19 protein-coding genes and 2 pseudogenes are annotated in these 19,503 nt (G+C 39.9%); 6 read left to right on the top strand and 15 right to left on the bottom strand.

Going from position 1 to position 19,503, the window contains the following annotated elements; translation table 11 throughout:
- Window positions 1-46 precede the first annotated feature (46 nt).
- From J7338_RS18975 to J7338_RS18915, 13 genes are all read right to left on the bottom strand, one after another.
- Window positions 47-907, bottom strand: coding sequence for an energy transducer TonB (locus tag J7338_RS18975; protein ID WP_210798547.1), 861 nt, complete (start codon window positions 905-907; stop codon window positions 47-49).
- Window positions 904-1,308 (bottom strand): ExbD/TolR family protein, encoded by a 405-nt coding sequence (locus J7338_RS18970; protein WP_210798546.1) that lies wholly within the window; start codon window positions 1,306-1,308, stop codon window positions 904-906. Before J7338_RS18970 ends, J7338_RS18975 begins: the two co-directional genes overlap by 4 nt.
- Window positions 1,308-1,781: an ExbD/TolR family protein gene (locus J7338_RS18965; protein ID WP_210798545.1), complete on the bottom strand. Its 474-nt coding sequence runs from the start codon at window positions 1,779-1,781 to the stop codon at window positions 1,308-1,310. Before J7338_RS18965 ends, J7338_RS18970 begins: the two co-directional genes overlap by 1 nt.
- Window positions 1,765-2,706 (bottom strand): MotA/TolQ/ExbB proton channel family protein, encoded by a 942-nt coding sequence (locus tag J7338_RS18960; RefSeq protein WP_210798544.1) that lies wholly within the window; start codon window positions 2,704-2,706, stop codon window positions 1,765-1,767. Before J7338_RS18960 ends, J7338_RS18965 begins: the two co-directional genes overlap by 17 nt.
- 74 nt (window positions 2,707-2,780) lie before the next feature.
- Window positions 2,781-4,460: a PepSY-associated TM helix domain-containing protein gene (locus J7338_RS18955; protein WP_210798543.1), complete on the bottom strand. Its 1,680-nt coding sequence runs from the start codon at window positions 4,458-4,460 to the stop codon at window positions 2,781-2,783.
- Window positions 4,457-4,807: a hypothetical protein gene (locus tag J7338_RS18950; RefSeq protein ID WP_210798542.1), complete on the bottom strand. Its 351-nt coding sequence runs from the start codon at window positions 4,805-4,807 to the stop codon at window positions 4,457-4,459. Before J7338_RS18950 ends, J7338_RS18955 begins: the two co-directional genes overlap by 4 nt.
- 33 nt (window positions 4,808-4,840) lie before the next feature.
- On the bottom strand, window positions 4,841-5,194 hold the full coding sequence (locus J7338_RS18945; RefSeq protein WP_210798541.1) for a DUF3325 family protein: 354 nt from the start codon (window positions 5,192-5,194) through the stop codon (window positions 4,841-4,843).
- 8 nt (window positions 5,195-5,202) lie between these two features.
- Window positions 5,203-6,822, bottom strand: coding sequence for a PepSY-associated TM helix domain-containing protein (locus tag J7338_RS18940; RefSeq protein ID WP_210798540.1), 1,620 nt, complete (start codon window positions 6,820-6,822; stop codon window positions 5,203-5,205).
- Window positions 6,823-6,987: 165 nt separating this feature from the next.
- A complete protein-coding gene (locus J7338_RS18935; protein WP_210798539.1) occupies window positions 6,988-9,378 on the bottom strand; it encodes a TonB-dependent receptor in 2,391 nt (796 codons plus the stop codon).
- Window positions 9,379-9,653: 275 nt separating this feature from the next.
- Complete coding sequence (locus J7338_RS18930; protein ID WP_210798538.1) at window positions 9,654-10,652, bottom strand: FecR family protein; 999 nt, start codon at window positions 10,650-10,652, stop codon at window positions 9,654-9,656.
- Window positions 10,653-10,775: 123 nt separating this feature from the next.
- Window positions 10,776-11,312 (bottom strand): RNA polymerase sigma factor, encoded by a 537-nt coding sequence (locus J7338_RS18925; RefSeq protein ID WP_210798537.1) that lies wholly within the window; start codon window positions 11,310-11,312, stop codon window positions 10,776-10,778.
- A 150-nt stretch (window positions 11,313-11,462) separates the two neighbouring features.
- Window positions 11,463-12,770, bottom strand: a complete 1,308-nt coding sequence (locus J7338_RS18920) for a DEAD/DEAH box helicase (RefSeq protein ID WP_210798536.1) — start codon at window positions 12,768-12,770, stop codon at window positions 11,463-11,465.
- A 159-nt stretch (window positions 12,771-12,929) separates the two neighbouring features.
- A complete protein-coding gene (locus J7338_RS18915) occupies window positions 12,930-13,532 on the bottom strand; it encodes a hypothetical protein (protein WP_210798535.1) in 603 nt (200 codons plus the stop codon).
- A 283-nt stretch (window positions 13,533-13,815) separates the two neighbouring features.
- On the opposite strand from J7338_RS18915, the gene J7338_RS18910 reads away from it, so the two are divergent.
- On the top strand, window positions 13,816-15,207 hold the full coding sequence (locus J7338_RS18910) for an MATE family efflux transporter (protein ID WP_210798534.1): 1,392 nt from the start codon (window positions 13,816-13,818) through the stop codon (window positions 15,205-15,207).
- A gap of 77 nt (window positions 15,208-15,284) precedes the next feature.
- On the opposite strand, the pseudogene J7338_RS18905 reads toward J7338_RS18910, so the two are convergent.
- Window positions 15,285-16,476 (bottom strand): annotated as a pseudogene (locus J7338_RS18905) (alpha/beta hydrolase-fold protein).
- A gap of 288 nt (window positions 16,477-16,764) precedes the next feature.
- Between J7338_RS18905 and J7338_RS18900 the strand changes: the two are divergent.
- From J7338_RS18900 to J7338_RS18885, 4 genes are all read left to right on the top strand, one after another.
- Window positions 16,765-17,718, top strand: a complete 954-nt coding sequence (locus tag J7338_RS18900; protein WP_210798533.1) for a hypothetical protein — start codon at window positions 16,765-16,767, stop codon at window positions 17,716-17,718.
- Window positions 17,719-17,744: 26 nt separating this feature from the next.
- Complete coding sequence (locus J7338_RS18895) at window positions 17,745-17,882, top strand: hypothetical protein (protein WP_210798532.1); 138 nt, start codon at window positions 17,745-17,747, stop codon at window positions 17,880-17,882.
- A 3-nt stretch (window positions 17,883-17,885) separates the two neighbouring features.
- Window positions 17,886-18,248 (top strand): hypothetical protein, encoded by a 363-nt coding sequence (locus J7338_RS18890; RefSeq protein ID WP_210798531.1) that lies wholly within the window; start codon window positions 17,886-17,888, stop codon window positions 18,246-18,248.
- Window positions 18,249-18,456: 208 nt separating this feature from the next.
- Window positions 18,457-18,705: a hypothetical protein gene (locus J7338_RS18885; protein ID WP_210798530.1), complete on the top strand. Its 249-nt coding sequence runs from the start codon at window positions 18,457-18,459 to the stop codon at window positions 18,703-18,705.
- Window positions 18,706-18,761: 56 nt separating this feature from the next.
- On the opposite strand, the pseudogene J7338_RS18880 reads toward J7338_RS18885, so the two are convergent.
- Window positions 18,762-19,157 (bottom strand): annotated as a pseudogene (locus J7338_RS18880) (SIS domain-containing protein); the annotation flags it as partial.
- On the opposite strand from J7338_RS18880, the gene J7338_RS18875 reads away from it, so the two are divergent.
- Window positions 19,155-19,503: LbetaH domain-containing protein (locus J7338_RS18875; RefSeq protein WP_477742915.1), on the top strand; the 349-nt coding region annotated here is incomplete at its 3' end. The pseudogene J7338_RS18880 and the gene J7338_RS18875 sit on opposite strands and share 3 nt — an antisense overlap.

Genomic DNA, 19,503 nt, shown 5'->3' with positions numbered 1-19,503 from the left:
CGTAACTAATTTAATTACGGGTTTGTTCATTATACAAGTAAGAATATTACCTTATAAAAAATTCAACCGGTACAACAAGCTCAAGGCTATTACCTTCAATATCATTCGGAATACTAGGTAATGGTTGCGCGCGCGCTAACATTTTGAGAGCTTCATCATCCAACGCAGAGTAACCCGATGTTTGCTCTATACGACTTGTAATAATAATACCGTCACGATCAACTATAAAGTATACGATTACTGTGCCTTGCTGGCGCCTACTTCTAGCCATTCTTGGGTATTCTTTGTGCTTTTCTAACCATGTTAATAAGGTTGCTGCATAATTTTTTTTGTATGCAAAGCTAGTATTAATAGCTTCCTTATTAAGGTTGGTGCTTTGATTATTCATAGCAACTTTTTTATTACTGGAAACAATACTCTCTGCTTTTATTGCTAAGTTTGCAGACTCTGTACCTTGGACTGGTTTTTCTTGGGGTTTAGGTTCTGGTTTAAGTTTTGGTTTGCGCTCAGCCTTAGGTTGCGGTTTAGGCTCTGGTTTAAGCTTTGGTTTGCGCTCAGCCTTAGGTTGCGGTTTAGGCTTCGGTTTAAGCTTTGGTTTGCGCTCAGCTTTAGGTTCTTTAGGCTCCGGTTTAAGCTCTGGTTTGCGCTCTACCTTAGGTTCTGATTTAAGCTCAATCTTATCTTTATTTGCAGCACTTACCGAAGAGCTAGTCAGGTCACTTTTTTCAATATGCTGCGGCCCTAACGAAATCTCTACTCCTAATTTAGCACTAGTTTGCGTGCTATTTTGCTGGACAACGGATGGCGAATAAAAAATTAAAAAAAATAGTATTAAATGTACTAAAGCTGCAAGTAAAAGTGCCCCAAGCCAAGCCCATACACTTAACTTTAAAATTGTACCTTTCATTGCTGCGCCTGCTCAGTCAGTAATTGTAATTTTTTGACGCCGATACTATATAACTCATGTGTAAAGCTTACTAAATGATTTCCAACAAGGCCTGCATCCGCTTTTATAGTGATCTCAGCATTAGGACTACGCTTAATGATATCTGTAATCTCGGTAAGTAAATCCAGCTCTGATAACGGCTGATTATCTAACGCAAAATGACCTTTTTTATTCATTAACACAACAATTGTTTCTACCTCTTGCGCTGTTTCACTGCTCGAAGTGGGAGGAGTAATATCAAATGGCTCTGTTGCGCTTAAACTACCTGCGATCATAAAAAAAATAAGTAATAAAAAGACTAAATTAATTAGCGGTAAAATACGCTCTTCAGTTTGATCTGGACGTCGTTCAGGGAAGTGCATTAAAGCACCTCCAAGGGCATATTGGCACGTATCTTAGTTTGCTTACTTGCCTGCCATGTTGGGTCTTGAACTAACTGTAGAGGTGCGATCCCTTGAGCATTTAATTCATCTAAAATGTCGATCAATGCCTGCACCGGAGTATCACCTAAAGGTTGTAGAATTATTGCTTGTTCACTCGGCTTTACTTTGGCTTGCTTTAACAAACTACTAAGCGTAATTTCGCTGTTGTTAAGTAACAGCTTATCGGTGGCCACTTGCACTAAAAACGGGGGTAAATCTGTTGCTAAAGAGCCACCCGCATTGCTACTGCTACTATTTACTTCAACGCTATGCCATTTTGTAAAACTCGAAGCTAACATAAAAAATATGAGCAAAATAAATACCACGTCAATTAACGGCGTCAGGCTCACCAAGGTCTTTCGTTTTGCCTGTTTAGCTGATAATGCTGGAAATTGATTATACGCTTTTTGCATGCTCAGCCTGCATTGAATTAACCTGCGAAAGCACTGCACTCTTTTGCTGTGCGCTGCCCTGATATAAAGCTTCGCATCCTTGCTGCGACAAATCAGTGATAAATACTTGTGTTAATAAATTGTCCATTTCGTGTGCTAAATGGTCTACTTGGCGTTCTAAATAATTTAATAGCGCCACCACAGGTATAGCCACACACAATCCCACAGCCGTTGTCAGTAGCGCCTCCCAAATACCACCAGATAAAATAGCAGGATTCACTTTATTACCTGCACCTTCTAATTGCTGGAACGCTGAAATCATACCCAACACTGTGCCTAATAGGCCAAGCAATGGCGACAAAGAAGCAATGACTTCTAACGGACGAAAGCCACGTCTTAAACGAAAAAGCGTATCACTACCAAACCTAAGAACGTCCTCACGTATCGCAGGCTCGGCAACATTGTGTGTAATTCCCCTAAACGCACGCGCCATTGCAAGCGTTATTGGGTTTGGATGTCTATCAGCTAAATTCAGTGCATCTTCACATTTTCCTTGCTGCCATAAAGCAAGTGCTCGCTTTGCAGATTGGCGTTGCCAAATACGTGCTTTTTGAAACTGTATAAGCTTTATTAAGATAATAGTTAATGCAATAACCGACATCGATAGTAATATTAATACTACAGCACCGCCTGTATTTATAAGTTCTATAGCCGTGCTGTACCAAGAAGGTGTGTTCATAACGTCAACATCGGCTATTGTATTTTCTTTCACATCTTTTGTTATATCAGCTACAGCTGAATCAAACTCTAAAGGTGCAGCCTCACTGATACTAGTTTCATTATTAATTGCAGAAGTAACTTGGCTGTTATCTATACTGGCCGAATCCTGAGATAAACAGGTAAATGGAAATAGTACAAATATGAGCAAATAGAATTTTAATTTCATCAACGGTCTCAACTTTTAATTTTATCAATTTTTTATTTACCTACCTTTAGGTAAGCAAAAATAATTACAACTACCTAACGACCAATATTTAACTTTAAATTGGCTGACAACTTTCGCGCTGCAAAAATTGCGATTGCAGCACTACTAATTAGCAACAAATCAATGGTTGCAACTGGCCAATAAGTATCTTTAAATAAAGTTTTAATTAGGTGATCTCCAGTGGTGAGCCAGTTCAATACAACCGCTGAAATGGCAATAAAAGCGATTGCCCAGCATTGCTCACCCCACGCCTTAATATAACCACTGCGCTTATTAATAAGCACCCTGATCACGCCATGCAAAACACAACACATCCACACACTAAAAAACACGTACACTTCAAGATCAGGAACTAAAACCCCAGCAAAATGCACTGAGTTATTAAATAGCCGGTTCGCGACTAAAAAAGCCCCCGTTGCGACAATAATCCCCATAACTGCGCTTAGGTTATGAACATTCATAAAACTGATACTAAAACGTGTGCCATCATGTTTTTGATTACGAGCTTGTGTCCAATGCAACAGTCCAGTGGCTATCAGCACACACGCTCCAAGCCCTGCAATAAAGTAAAACCAACGTAATGGCCAATGATCAAACTGCACATAATGCATACCCGCTAGAAAATTAAATACATTAGTAACTGAGGACGACTCAAAGTGGTCAAGATCTGCACCAGTTGCAACAGAGAACCGTCGGTTATCCATATTTTGTGCAACACTTTTATCACTACTTAAGCGAAGCGCAATCACACCTTCTGCATCCGCTGGATTACTTACCCGCACCATATAAACAGCACCACGGCCCAACTCTTCTTCAGTGGCAGTAATTAAAGGGTCAATAGATGTAATGGTTGCAAATTCGCCGGACGCTTTAGGAGTGACTCGCCCTTGTGACTCACCAATAAAACGCCGCCTCGCAGGCGAATTACCTGCACCTTCTCTGGCTTTAGGGGTTTTACTTTTATTATCGATTTTCTGCCGCAAGGACGTTATTTCTTTAGCCGGAGTTTTCTGCGTATGTGCTGCTGATTGTGGGTGCATTTGCTCATATACAGCATCGGGGGCTTTCGGAAAATAAATTAAGTGCGCAATCATTAATCCCGACAAAGTAATGACTAAGGTAAACGGAAACAGTAAAACCCCGGTTAGATTATGCGCATCAAGGTTACCTCGGCTAAAGCTACGCCACACTCTAAAGGAAAAGAAATCTGTAAATAATCTACGATGTATCACTATTCCAGAAACCAAAAGACACAACATACCAATGCTTGCAATACCCACCAGCCAAGCACCAATATTGCTTTTGCGTAACGTAAGGTTATGATGAAATGGGTAAATGAAGCGACTTGCACCTCGCGTATTAGATGCAGGAAGCTGATCTAAAGTAACTGGGTGAAAACTATTCCGCTTAGCTATATGAGATTCTTTAGTATCATAACCCAGCCCTAAAAAAGGCTTGCGCTCAGAAGGAAGTACGATACTCCATGCTGTAGCGCTTTCAGATAGACTATTGAGTAAAGGAACAATATCGCGATCAACAGATAATTTAGGTGCTGTATCCATATTAATTCGCGTTTGCGGCATCATCCAGCGATCTATTTCTTTATCGAATACTGATAGCGTGCCGGTCCAAAAAATAGCAAACAGTAAACCACTTAACAGCAGGCCTGCCCAAGTATGCAGGGCACTCATGCTAAATCTAAATCCAGTTTTCATACTAACGCCCCAGCTAACCAAGCTGTAACCAAGGTTATACCTGTAAAGCAGATTACTTTTACCCAGGTTAATAACGTATTTCCGCGAGAAAAAGCCCACATTAAAATAACCGGCAAGTAGATAAAGCCTGTCATACTTGCAACAACAACAGCATCAGTCCACGCCATACCTAAATGAAAAAGCACCGTCCCCGTAATATTTACAAGCTGCGAGCTGCTAATATAACAAAGCAAGCAAATAACAATTGAATGCAACACCATACTGATACTATAAAGCCATTTATAAACAGCCATAGTGTGCTTAACGCGATTATTTAGATCAGTTATCACTGAGTCTTTTACGACCATTTTTTTCACCTAAAACTAAAACTAAAAATAACATTACGGTTTATTGGTTTTTTCCACTGCGTTAGCAAAATAAAAGTACGATATAACTTTGTTGATATAGCTCAATAAACTTGGGCACCACACCAAAGAAAATGCGACTAAAATCGCCGCCAAACTTAATATTAAAACCCACACCAACGCGCCAAAACTAAAGCCATCATTAAACAACGCTATAATTAATGACAATGCCACCATAACCATGCCAAAAAAACGCTGTGTTCTAACCATCTCTTGGCTTGGAAAGGGTCCACCAATAACAGTACGCCAATGCTGAGTTTGACTAATAGCCCAACAACTAAAACCAACATAAGCACAGACAAACGAAGCGATTAATCCGATGTGCATCATAAAATTCTTCAAAACCTCTCTTGATAATGAGCTCGTAACTTTACGCTAGCCCAAAAAGCACTGGCAGCCGCGATTAGTAGCACCAAGTCTGTAGCCGCTACAGGCCAGTAAGTATCTGTAAATACTGTTTTAATAAGGCTATCGCCTGTTCCCACCCAGTTTAAAATAACGGCACAAACAGCAACAACAGCAATAAATCCACTTTGTTGTGCCCAAGCCCTTAAATATCCATATGATCTATCTCGTAAAACACTTAGCAAAGCATGCAACAAGCTAAGTAACCAAACGCTGAAAAATGCATATATTTCAGCTTTATCTCCCATAACAGTATCCAAATATGGGGATATATCCCTTACTCTGTTAGTAAGTAAAAACACACCTGTTGCAGCAATAACGCCGGTTATAACCGCAATATTATGTACACTCATTAGAGCAACATTAAGAGGAGGGGTTAGGTAATTTTTATTACTCGCGGTGGTCCAATGTAATAAGCCCGTAGCAATTAATAAACAGCTACCTAAGCCAGCAAAAAAATACAACCAACGAAGTGGCCAGTGATCAAATTGGATATAGTGTATGCCACTAATAAAGTTCCAAATGCCAACAGCTTGCGAGCCGGTAAATGACCCTTTAGGTTCCCCTGTCATGGTATTAAAACGCTTATGATCATTACTTTTTGTAACCGAATCATCGCTATGTCTTCTAAACACAACAGAGCTATTAGTATCACCAGGGTGATTTACTCGTACTAAATAAACGCTTCCTTTACCCCAATCTAATTCAGCCTTTAAGATCATCTGTTCAATAGAGGAAAAATGACCTTTTTCTCCGCTGGCAGACTCACGAATATGACCAAGCACCTTTGCTGAAAATAAACGCTGAGCGTCTTTTTCATTCGCGGTCTTATTACCATTCTCAACGCTAATAGCTTGCTGATAAACGCGACTAATTAATTGAGGAAAATAGACTTGTTGTACAATAATCAACCCTGACAACGTTATAACAAGAGTAAATGGTAGTAACACAACCCCTGTTAAATTATGCAGATCTAAATTAGCTCTGCTGAACTTACGAAATAAACGCAAAGAAAAAAAATCGGTAAATATTCGCCGATGAATAACAATGCCTGAAACTAACAGACAGAGCATTGCAATACTTGCAACCCCTACCAGCCATGCCCCTAAATCATCTTTACGCAGCGTCAAGTTATGATGAAAAGGGTAAATAAAGTTACTAGCATTAGGCCTGTTCGCATTTGTTAATGATGCAAGCGTAACTGGATGAAAATACTTCCGAACATGGCGACGAGGCTTTTTATATGAAGCCGCTTTGATTACATATGGTATACGCTCACGCGGTAACACAATTGTCCAGTAAGCAGCTGCATTTTGCTGCTCACTCAATGGCTGAATAATATCTTTATCTACCGATAAAGAAGGTGTTACTTTCGTTAAGTTAATGCGAGTATCTGGCATCATCCAGCGGTCTATTTCTTTGTCAAATACAGACAAAGTACCAGTCCAAAATATTGCAAAAATAAGTCCACTTAAAATCAGTCCCGCCCATGTATGAACAGGACCCATTCTTACTCGTATGCTAAGCTTTTTGTTTACTGCTTTTCTACTCATGCGAAAGACCAATTAATCAACCAGTCTAATGGCAATAAAATCAAATTTTTAGGGCATAACGTTATTAATGAGCAAGTAACGCCACATAGTATATTCAATAAAAAAGAGCGAGTGTTTAACAAGCTTACAGTCACGATCATTCTTTCCATTTGCTACAAGCTGCAATCAAAACAACACTTTCATGTTCATTAAGTAACTACGTCCACGCTCTGAAAACCTAAAAGCGCCAGTGTCTTCACGTACTTTAAAACGCTTTGCATCTGTAAGATTATCAATTGTAAAATTTAGACTAAGCCACTTATTAACGTCATAGCTCAATCCAACGTCTAAAGTCGCCAAATCTTTTTCACTTTTATCAACCGAGTTACGGTCAAAATCAACTCGAGTAATTTGCCCTTCATAATTCGCTCTTATATAACTAGATAACTTATCGGCTGGATAATAATTAAGGACAACTGACCCTGTGTGCTCAGGAATACCAACTAATGAATTACCATCTAATTGTGCCAAAGTATCGCCAAAAGGGCGTTCTCCTGCAGGTGTATTAATAACAACATTACTGGCATCTATGGAAGAATCGGTATAGGTATAGTTAATCTTAAGTGCCAACTTTTCAGCTATATCCCAACTTCCCTCTAACTCAAGACCTTGAATTGCTGCTCCATCAGCATTAAGCCATGTAGCCCAAGCTGGGCATTCCTGCGAACCAACCCCCCCAGAGTCGCAATACGCTGCAATAACGCCGTCATTGCCATCACTAAAGTAGTAAGATTGCGTGCTGAGTATTTTATTGGTGAAATCGTTATAGAAAAAAGTTATGCCAAAACTCAGGCTTTTATTGTTGTTATACATAGCACTAACCTCATAGTTGGTGCTTTTTTCTGGTTGTAAATCTGGATTACCCATAATCACGAATTGGTTACTACCACCACCTCGTGATGAGCCCGTCGTTTCATCAATTTGCGTGATTTTTGGACTTTTATAACCCGTTGCAATACCGCCTTTAAAAGTTAAGCTTTCACTATAATTAAAAACAAAATAAGCACGAGGCGAAGTGTGCTTGCCAAAAAATTCATTGTCAGTTAAACGAGCGCCTAACGTTAAATATAACTTTTGGCTAATAAGCTCCCACTCATCTTCAGTAAAAATAGCCCAATCAGTGACCTTTCTTGTACCAAAACTGCCAGAATGACCTCCACCTAAATCACTATTGGCTTGTTCATCGTTAGTCCACTGCAAACCTGTCGTTATAAGGTGACGGCCAAAGCCTGTTAAGAAGCGTGCATCGGCAACTTTATTTTCTGAACTTGTGGTAAATTCATAAGTTTTTGGATAACGGTGTCTTTCATAACTTTCTTGGTAATATTTGACTTCTAAATCACCCAGCTTAAAACGCCTATTGTAGGTTATACCCCAAGAGTCTCGCGTCCACTCTCGATCAACTGCGGACCGACTTGTAAGCTTTAGTACGCCACCAGGATTGCCGGTATAGCGCTGCTTTGAGGTTGAAAAATCAAATGTTAGATCGGTGTTTTGATTGGCTATAAGATTTAACTTACCGCCTAAAGTACGCTTTTGAGACTCTTGGTAACCGCCTAAATATTTATCCTCATCTTGCAGTATTTCACTACCCCACAAAGCAACCCCCATAGTGTTTTTAATAATCGGCCCAGATAAATAAAAATCCGCTTGGCGTTTATTCGACATCACACCACTATCAGGCGCTTGAAAGCCATACCCTACGCTACCGCCCCATTTTTCAGGCGTTTTTTTGGTAATAATATTAATTACCCCACCCATAGCATCACTACCATATAACGAACTCATGGGACCGCGAACAACCTCAACACGGTCAATCACTGATACCGGTGGTATAAAACTACTATCTAAGTCTTCGTTATTTAATTCTCTTGGGTTAGCTGTTTCTGAACGAACGCGCTTTCCGTCAACCAATACTAATGTATACCCTTTAGGCATGCCTCTAATTGAAATACCACTATTAGCACCGGAGCCAACAACGTTTACACCTGGCACTTCATTCGTAATATCTTGTAAAGAACTAAACGGGCGTTTTTCCAGAGCATCATTTGAAAGCACACTAATACTTGCTGGTGAATCTTTAATTTCTTGAGAGTACCCTGCGGCAGTTGTTACCGTTATTGGCCCTAAAGATAGCGGCTGACTAGTAGCTTTAGCTTTCATTTTCTCTAACGTTACCGCATTTTTAGTGATAAACCGATAGCGGATATTAGTACCAGACAATAAAATTCTAAGCGCTTGGGCTGGGGTAAAATCACCTTTAACTTCACCAGACATATACTGTGCGGTCGGTATTCCCGTGTATAAAACCTGAATGTTAGTAATAGCAGAAAAATCAGTGATAGCCTTTGACAATACTTTAGCTTCAATATCAAATTGGTAGCCAGCAGTTTGCTGGTAAGCAGTATTTTCAACATGTGATTTAACTGCGGTATTAGCCTGTAGTGAGTGACTGGCTAGCAACGCCAAGGTCAGTATTGAAAACGACCCAATACGTTTATTAACACGAAAATCCATTAAGCGCCCTTTAGTAAAAGTAATACGAATAATTTACACCTACAATTAAGACGTATCTCACTAATACTTTCCCCCATTACGTTTAAAAAATTAATGCAGTTATTACAGCCAGAAAGAATTTAATAGGATGCGCGCTATTTAAAAGACAAGAAGAGGAAAAATACTAACGCTTATTTAACCTAATGTGTGGTCAAGTTATTCACTCATACATTAGTTTATTAATATTCGTTTTACTCTCCAGCCGGAGATAGATTTATTATTCGAGGTTCGGTTTTTTAATGCAGCATGACTAAATAATCAGTGAGACGAATTTGTTTTACCGCTAATGTTTCTGTGATCATTTCCAACGCGGCATCGGGGTCATTAATAGAAAACACACCACTAATCTGCAAATTATTCAGTGATTCATCAGTAATAATTATTTTCCCTTTACGATAACGATTCAGCTTAGCAACAACCTCACTAAGCGCCGTGCTATAAAATACAAGTTGCCCACGCTGCCATGCATTGACCGCTGCAGCATCAAATTCACTCACTGCACCAATGCCCGTTGAAAAGAGCTTAGCTTGTTGATTTTCAGATAAGTTTTGCATAAGTTTACTAGCTTGATTCGACGTCAGTACAACGCTTCCTTCAAACAGACTGACAGTGGCTGAGTCGTTATACAAACTAACATTAAATTGAGTGCCAGTAACAGTGACTGTCCCTTGTGTTGTATTAACTACAAAAGGACGCTCATTATTTTTAGCAACATTAAACCTAGCCTCGCCTTGAAGCAATGATACTTCCCGTAATTGGTTGGTATAATTAACTTTAATGGCGCTATTAGTATTAAGAATAATCTCACTATTATCATCCAGTTGCACAACTGTTTGCTCACCAACGTTACTGTAATAATCACTTTGCAAGCGCAGCGGCCAGTTTTGTTGCCAACTAACGCCTGCTATGGCGACAAAAATCGCAACACTTGCAACCGCAGCATACAATGGCCACGATGCACGCTTAATGGGGGCTTGTTTAACAATTGGTTCATCTAATACCACATCGTTTTCAGATAACTCAGGTTGCGTCAGTACACCCCATATTGAACTCATTTCATCGTATGCTGCTCGGTGTAGAGGATCAGCAAGCAGCCAAGTATTGAACTGTGCCTTTAACTGACGGCTTTGTGGATCTTGAAAATCACTGTCGTGCACGCGGGCATGCCAAACTGCTGCTTGCTCTAAGATAGTCTCTGGTATATCAGTTGTATGCTTACCTGCCATCTCAACCATATTGATTAAACTCTAGGAAAAGACCAATCAGAAGGTTTATCATAAAAATTATTTTTACAGGGTTACTCAACTTGATACATACATAGCTAAGAACCGTTAAGATGGGTGAATCAATAAAAAAACTCAAACCTGTCGCCCCGCTTCTCGCAAGCATTGACGGCAATGAACCATAGCCTTTGCAATATGCTTTTCAACCGTCTTAATACTGATACCCAATATCTGCGATATTTCTCGCATTGTTAGTCCTTGCTTACGATACAGTATAAAAACTTCCCGACATTTGTCTGGTAATTCAGCTATGGCCAGCTCTAATACAGCCAGTTGTTGCTTAGCAATTAGTACATCAGAATGCGCTGGGGAAGGGCACGCCACTTGTTCACATTGCTCTTGCTCTTGAGGCGACACTATTTGCGCTTGCCACTTCTGGGCTGTTTGTTGTTGGCGAAATTGATCTACCAGTAGATTGCTAGCCATGCGATATAAGTAAGCTTTGGGGTTACTGGGTAACTCAATATGTGTATTAACAGCGCGTAGCCATGTTTCCTGAACAACTTCCTCAGCCACGTCAACAGAACCCGCACGCAAGCGGATGTGCTTTACAAGCTCACCATAATAAGTCTCAACGGCTTGTGCTAAGGTTTGAAAAGGAAATGAAGCCAAGGTCTACAACTCACCTTAAATGCAGTGTTTCGAATAAACGCTAATAATAACTTTTTGCATTAGTACATGTAAAGAATACCAGCAATTATAGGCCATACATAAGCAACAGCGGCCTATCCACTTATACTTATGTATTTAACTATTTTGGCATTACTTACCTTTACCCCGCCAGCCGCTCCATACGTCATCTTCTTGGTTGACTTTGTTTTTCTTCTTTTTCTTACCAGTGCCTTCAGGTTTTGCCATTGGCTTGTCGTTTTTAAGCGCCTGTGCGGCATCAAGGTTGGCTTGGTTTACGGCAAAGCCTGCTACCTCTTCGCGCTCTAAACGTAGTTTGTTTTTCTTTTCGATAATTTTAAAGTGATGAAAGTCTTCATAATCAATCAGTGATAACGCTAAACCTACTTCACCAGCACGGCCGCTTCGGCCAATACGATGCATGTAATCAGCAGGGCTGCGTGGTAAGTTAAAGTTAATCACTACAGGCAGTTTGGCAATGTCTAAACCACGGGCGGCAATATCCGTGGCAATTAGTACTTCTATTTCGCCATTTTTAAACTTTTCGATTACCCGGGTACGTTCACTTTGGCCTTTATCCCCATGGAATACTTGCGCGTTAACGCCACGTTTTTCAAGCTTGCTGGCTAAGTGCTCACAATCTTTTTTGGCGTTGACAAAAATCAGTGCTTGGCGCCATTGATGCGCTTTAATTAAGTGCGCTAAAACCGTGGTTTTTTCACCTTTATTAACCGTAAATACACGCTGTACTAAGGTGCTTTCGTCTTTACTTTGTACTTGTATTTCAACCGGGTCGTTTAACAGCTCTTGCGTTAATAGCGTTACTTGCTCAGGGAAGGTTGCCGAGAACAACATAGTTTGCTTTTTAGCCGGCATTAACGCTAACAGCTCAGCCAGCTCTTCAGTAAAGCCAAGGCTTAACATGCGGTCAGCTTCGTCAAGCACTAAGGTTGAAACTTTATCCAGCTTAATGGCATTACTTGAGATTAAATCGAGTAAACGACCTGGTGTTGCCACAATAATATCAGCACCACCACGAAGTGCCTGCATTTGCGTATTAACCGACACACCACCAAATACCGCCACGGTTTTAATCGCGCCATTAAAATTTGCAGAATACGATTTAACGCTATCAGCCACTTGCGTTGCCAGCTCACGTGTAGGTACTAAAATAAGCCCTGAAACAAAATTACCTTTGCTAGCCGTTTTTTTAGCATTTTGTGCTAAAAACAGCGCTTGTAGTATCGGTAATGCAAAGGTCGCCGTTTTACCAGAGCCAGTGTTTGCCCCTGCAATTAAGTCACTGCCCGCCAAGATACTTGGAATTGCTTGAGCCTGAATCGGCGTAGGTTGCGTGTATTCAAGATCAGACAATCGAGCTAATAGCTCTGGAATAAGGCCAAGTTCGTTGAAATTACTAGGATTTGCGGCTGAGGTCATAAAAAGTGCGGGCTCATTACTAAAAATAGCCTGCAATTTTAGCGTATTTATTGCCCGTTAAGTAGAGATTAGTGATTTTAATGTGTTTTAGGTAATGGCACGCGTGGTGGAGTGCGCTACGAATACCGCGAAAATTAATCTATTGATGCGCAGGTTTAACTAGGCCTGTGTTTTTATCAATGGGGTATCTTGGCTTTTTAAGAACTCAACGGCCTTTGCTTGATATTCTTTAATAAAAGATTCTGAGGTTAATTTTTCTACCGTTGACAAAGAAGACCGCGCATATCCAACAACTTTACTAAAAGAGCGAGGGTGCTCTTTTCGCATTTGTTGTGCTTCCTTAACACCAAATTCAAAAAATGCTGTTATATCGATTTTATCACTTGAAGAAAAACCTCTGTTCTGGAAGTTGATCCCTTCAAGAGAGCCCTTTACACCCATAACATCATCCCAAAATGTTCCTCTGAGGCTTTCTGTGTTACCGCTTGCTCTTTGTGTGTCCGACTCAAGTTTTCTCACCGCATCAACTATCCCTTTGAATTCATTGATCGACATATTACTAAAATCAAAGCCTTCAGGATTAAGCAGCGCACTATAGGGTGAACTTTTTTGCGCTCCGCCGGTAAATGCAGCAATCGCTTCTGGTTCTGCCTCTACCTCTTTTTTAGCATCAGTCACTTGCTGCTGAGGAGCTATCGGCGTTTTGGGCTGATTTATAGTAGTAAGACTTACCGCTTGATGGATATTAAAGTTAATAGTCATAAAAGTTCCTTTTTAATTGTTCTGCATTCAAGTATTTCTGTATCGGCTGACTTACTTATTAGTTTAGGACTTATTTTAGGTACCGAGATAAAACACTTTTATTGACTTGCATCGCCATATATATCGCCCCCAAATAAGACAATGAGGATAATATTGGATACAATGCTTTAACTAAACGCACAATAAAAATTATCGCCGTAAGTGTTGTGATTTGTCGATTGTGTGCTTGCTCATACGACTAAGTAGAACTTCTATTATTATTTAAATTAAGGAAGATTAAACAATGCAAGGACAAAACTTAACAAGTGGCCCTATTCCAAAGCAATTATGGTCTTTGGCGTGGCCTATGATGCTCTCAATGTTTTTTCATTCCCTCTACAACTTAGTGGATGCATTTTGGGTTGCGAAAATTTCAGCTTCTGCCATTGCCGCTGTATCAATTTCACAAATAATTTTATTTATTATGATCAGTTTGGCAATGGGTATCTCTGTTGGCACTTCTGTTTTAGTTGGGCAAAATATTGGCGCAAAGAAAATAGCCATCGCTGAGCGGGTGCTCGGTCAAGGCTTTCTATTAACCATTATTGCGGCACTACTTTTTACCCTTTTCATTTATAGTTTCCGTAATGAATTTCTGATTATTTCTGGCGCAGTTGGCGACATATTACCGCTAGCAACCCCTTATTTCACTGTCATTACTGCGGGTTCGGTACTGACATTTTTAATGATGATGATCTCGATTTCTTATAATGCTCAGGGCGATAATTTTACCATGACTAAACTCTTCGCCCTTTCCACTATGACTAATATGGTGCTTGATCCCATTTTTATTTTTGGCTATGCAGGTTTCCCTGCCTTGGGTATTGCTGGTGCCGCGTATGCAACCTTGATCTCTCAAGCAGTTTTTATTGTACTAGCTTTAAGGTTATTGATGAAACCGACCATGATGGTGCCGCTACACCTAAAGTATTTACAACTAAGTTGGTCGTCGGTAAAAAAAGTCATCGATATTGGCTTACCCGCATCGCTCAACCAAGTACTTAATCCACTGGGTTTTTCTGCATTAATGTTTCTTGTTTCAGCCACTTTTTTAGAAGCTGGGGCCGCCGCTTTTGCTATCGGTTTTAGAATAGAGTTTTTTGCCTTTATTCCCGCTATTGGCTTTGGTTTTGCTGCAATGTCGATGATTGGGCAAAATATCGGAGCAGGTAATCATGATAGGGTTCGTGCAGTTTTAAATGTGTCTGTATGGTATGGCTCAGGCTCTGCATTACTGTTTAGTTTACTAGTGTTAATTTTTGCTCCTTATATTGTAGGCATTTTTACAGTTGATCCACTTGTCACAGAATATGCCCTGCAATACTTTCGCATCGTGCCATTAGGCTATCTCTTTTTTGCTGTTGCTTTCATTGAAGCGAGTATTTTTCAAGGCATAGGAAAATCATGGCCAGGTTTTTGGATTACATTTGCAAGAATCGGCATTGCTCTCGCCATTAGCGTTATTAGCATTAACGTATTCGCGTTAGAAATTTGGACCGTTTGGATAGCGATTGTTGTTGGTAGTGTTATTGCGTCTTTATTTGGGCTGCTATGGCTTAAGCGTGCACTCACATCAGCTCAACATGAAGAACAACAACCAGATAGTAACTTAGGCACAGAGGAAGTCCTGCCATAACAAAAGCAGCTGTTTAAAATCCCGGACGCTTAAAGCCCATGATAATGCCATTCACTAAAAAGTGAGTGGCATTAATCTTATTTATCTACCTGTGTTTGCAACCTAGCTTTTGTTTCTCTTAAGTAATTTATGTAAGGATATGAGTCATCAGCAATCGCTAAAGCAGATCCCATCTGTTCAAGTGCTTGACGAGTGTCACCTTGCATTTCATAGCCATAAGATAAGGCAGAAAACGCATCGACTGATTTAGGATGATTTTTTAAATTGTACTTAAACACCTCAATTGCACGGGTAAACTGCTTGCTGCCCGTTAAGTTATAACCGAGTGATCTAACAGCACGGTCTGGTGGAGATATCTGTTCGCTCCATTGTTGAGATAAGTTTTGGTAATAAGCATCAATAGAGGCTACATCATCAGTTAAAGCACTTATAGGCATTTGTTTAGGTAAAAATAAGCTGTAATAAGTATTAAATGCCCCAGCAACGGAAGTTAGGTTATGCGAGATGCCAGCAAACGCATCACTAAAAAAGCGTAACCCTCGCGCTTTATGCGATTGCAGTGATTGCTGTAATTCATCGTACCTTTCACGCATTATGCCGGCTTCTTCGCCGATATTGAGGTAAACGTAATTGTTAAGCTCTTTGCTTTTTGCTTTTAGCTAAAAACGATTTTGTACTTTTTACCATTGCGCCATAGTTCCACCAAACCGCAGGGCTATACGCAATATGCGCTTGAAATAATGTAGGCTTGGCCTGCAAAGTATATAATGCAAATACACCACCCGCAGAGGCACCCGCAATAACCTTATAGTCATGCGTGCGATAGTTCTTATTTACTAAAGGAATAAGCTCTTGTTCAAAGAACGCTAAAAACTTATCAGCACCGCCCCCTTCACCGACAGGCCCTTGTGGCTCTTTATTCACTGTAGGATAAAAATCTCTGAGTCGATTAGTGCTTTCAATAGCGACAATAATTACCTCTGGCGCACGATTATCATTTTGTAAACGCTCAATGATAGCAGTAGCAAGCGGTATATTACCCGCCCCATCTAAGCGATATATCACAGGGTAAACTTTATTGGGGTTAGTTTGGTAGCTTTTAGGTAATTGAACGACAACTGTGCGCTGTTCGTTTAAAACAGCCGACTTAATAGTATGCGTGTGCACAGAGTAATCTGCACTTTGCTGTTTAGTGCCAGATTGTGCAAAGACACTTTGTGAACTAAAAATATAAAAACTAACAAAACACAGAGCGGTAAATAAACGCATGACTAATCCCTTAGAGAATAATGAGTTACTTAAGCTAACAGACTTTCAGGCACAAAAAAGGCGCATTGAGCGCCTTTTTAGCTTTAACAGGTAATTACCAACCTATTGATTTCATTCAACAGTAACCGATTTTGCTAAGTTTCGTGGTTGGTCAACATCTGAGCCTTTAATTACCGCTACGTAGTATGAAAGTAACTGTAACGGGCGATTAGTTACGAATACCACATTAAAGTATTTATTAAGAGCGCTTATATTCTTGATCTTATTAATTCGAGTATGTTATTTTCTTTGATTGAATGGATTAATTTTAGATTCAAGGAAATATCATGTCTCAATTTGACTTATGCTTTAATACAAAAAGCCGGAGCAAGCTTACCATTTAACAGCAGTGATTTAGATCAATTAAAAAGGTTTAGAGAGGATAACCCTCATATTATAGGTAACTTTATACCTCAAGGAACTCCGTTCATTTTAAGATCTCCACAATCTGGGGATATGAGTGATTTCAGGCGTTCTCGCCCTGACATAGCTTGTGCACTTGATAATACAGTGTCTTGGCCTGAGCATACTAAGAGAAATGTCAGCACTATAGTAAACAACTTCGGTGATGAGGATGCTTTGGCTATTGCAGCGCTATACGATGCGGAAATATCTCCATATGTTGATAAAGTAAGAAGTTTAACGAGCCAAGAAGTTCTTGGGAGGAATATTGATACCTTAACTGCCACTGGCGCAGCACTTACTTCCTTAGAGTCAAGCCAAGTGAGATTAAGTACATTTGGAAAAGCTATTTTAAAGTATCAAACTAGCTTAATTGAAATTAGAAAAGCGTCACAAAACAAGCTACCTAAATTAGAATTAATCAAACTAGGTAACAAAGCTAAGCAAGCCCATCTAGAACTTAACACTGAATTTAAAAGAGAAATGGTTAAATTTAAAGGCAAAGTGAAAGCATCTGCAAGGGGTAATATCTGGTCTAATGCGCAGCGAGGAATAGATACAGCCAGAAGTGCAAGAAGTTCAGCTCCCCTGCAATTAACATCTATTGCCAATATTCAACATTTACGTAAATTAGAGCAAGGCTCTAATATTGCAGGAAAGTTTGTTATTGCGATTGATGCTGGTATACGTGTTTATAACGATTATAAAGCAGGTAAAGACTGGCAGCGTCGTGCAGTTGTTGAAACGACAGGGTTTGGTGTAGGTACTGCAGCAGGAGCCTATGCTGGCGGTGCCACGTAACCGCGGGGGTAGGAATAGCAATTGCTATGGGTCCCGTAGGATGGGTTATATTAATTGGAGCAGGTTTAGCTACTGGTTATGCCGCAGGTAAAGTTGGCGATGCTCTAGGGCAAGGTTTTTCAGGGCTGATTTATGACATTAGTACTGATATAAATTGGTTTTAAACTATGTATGTTATACCTGAAAATATTTTCTGGATTTTAGCTGGACCATCTTTAATTGCTTTTCTCATTTCAGCTTTATGTTTCACTCGCATTTCAATGAAGCATATTGAGAAAAAAATGCGTGAGGAAGGGATACATGAGCCACTTTGGGATAAAGGGCTAGGTATCAGGATTAATATGTACGCAATAGTAATTCGACGTCAAAAGCCTGCTAAAGCGACTATCATTAACGATGAAGCAATACTTCGCCATGCACGGCCTATTGACCTCATACTCGCTCGGGTGATGCATTACTCCTTTACTATTACGATGATCTTAGCTGTATATGGTTACTTTGCATATGACTTAGGTGAGCGCGCTTATTAATTTCATGGCGCAATTATAGGCAAAAGGTTTTATGCTACAGAAAATCACTTGTACCTTAATATATGCTCCTTACGCTGATATAAGTTGGTTTTAGATGTTTATCATACCTGAGAGTTTTTACTGGCTACTAGCTGGCCCTTCAATAGTTACATTCCTAATTTCAGCCTTGTGTTTCACTCGCATTTCAATGAAGCATATTGAGAAGAAAATGCGCGAGGAAGGAATACATGAGCCGCTTTGGGATAAAGGTATTGGTATAAGAGTGAGCATGTATGGCAAAGTAATTCGTCGTCAAAAACCTGCCAAAGCAACCATCGTTAACGACGAAGCAATACTTCGCCACGCACGCCCTATTGACCTTATACTCGCTCGGGTGATGCATTACTCATTAGTTATGATGATGATCTGTGCGACCTATGGCTACTTTGCTTATGACTTAGGGGAACGCGCATATTAAAAAAGGCGCGTTGAGCGCCTTTTTATCTTTAACAGGTGATTACTAACTCATTGATTTTAATCAATAGTTACTAATTTTGCTAAATTACGTGGTTGGTCAACATCGGTGCCTTTAATTACCGCTACGTAGTATGAAAGTAACTGTAGCGGAATTGTATATACAACAGGGGCAATTACGTCTGATGCAAAGTGTGAGTCTTTATCAGCGAATACATAGATAATGCCACCACGCGCACGTACTTCTTCTACGTTCGATTTAAGCTTTTCAAGCAATTCGTTGTTTGGTGCTACAACAATAATTGGCATGTCAGCATCAATAAGCGCTAATGGGCCATGTTTGAGCTCGCCGACTGCGTATGCTTCAGCGTGGATGTATGAAATTTCTTTAAGCTTAAGTGCGCCTTCCATCGCGATTGGGTATTGCGAGCCACGGCCAAAAAACAGTGAGCTGTGCACGAAATTTGCTGCTTATTTAATAAAATCCCGAGTAAAGGTAATTTAAAGCGAATAAAAGAGTTATCCTCACACTGTGGTGATGGAGTAATTATTGAAGCAGGCTTTCATTGTGACTATGGCAGTCAAGTACAAATTGGTGATCGTACTTTTATAAACATTAACTATACTATTTTAGATGCCCACATTAGTGAGGGTGAAATTATTATTGGTAGTGATTGTTTAATTGACCCTAATACAGTATCGTATACTATTAACACCAAACCTATTGATTTAGTGATCAAATTTGTCCATGCTCTAAAGCACATATGCTTAACGTTAGTAATATTTGAACGAAACGCATTCC

Source organism: Pseudoalteromonas ostreae (assembly GCF_018069805.1).
Classification (GTDB): domain Bacteria; phylum Pseudomonadota; class Gammaproteobacteria; order Enterobacterales; family Alteromonadaceae; genus Pseudoalteromonas; species Pseudoalteromonas ostreae.
This window is presented reverse-complemented; position numbering and strand designations above follow the sequence as displayed.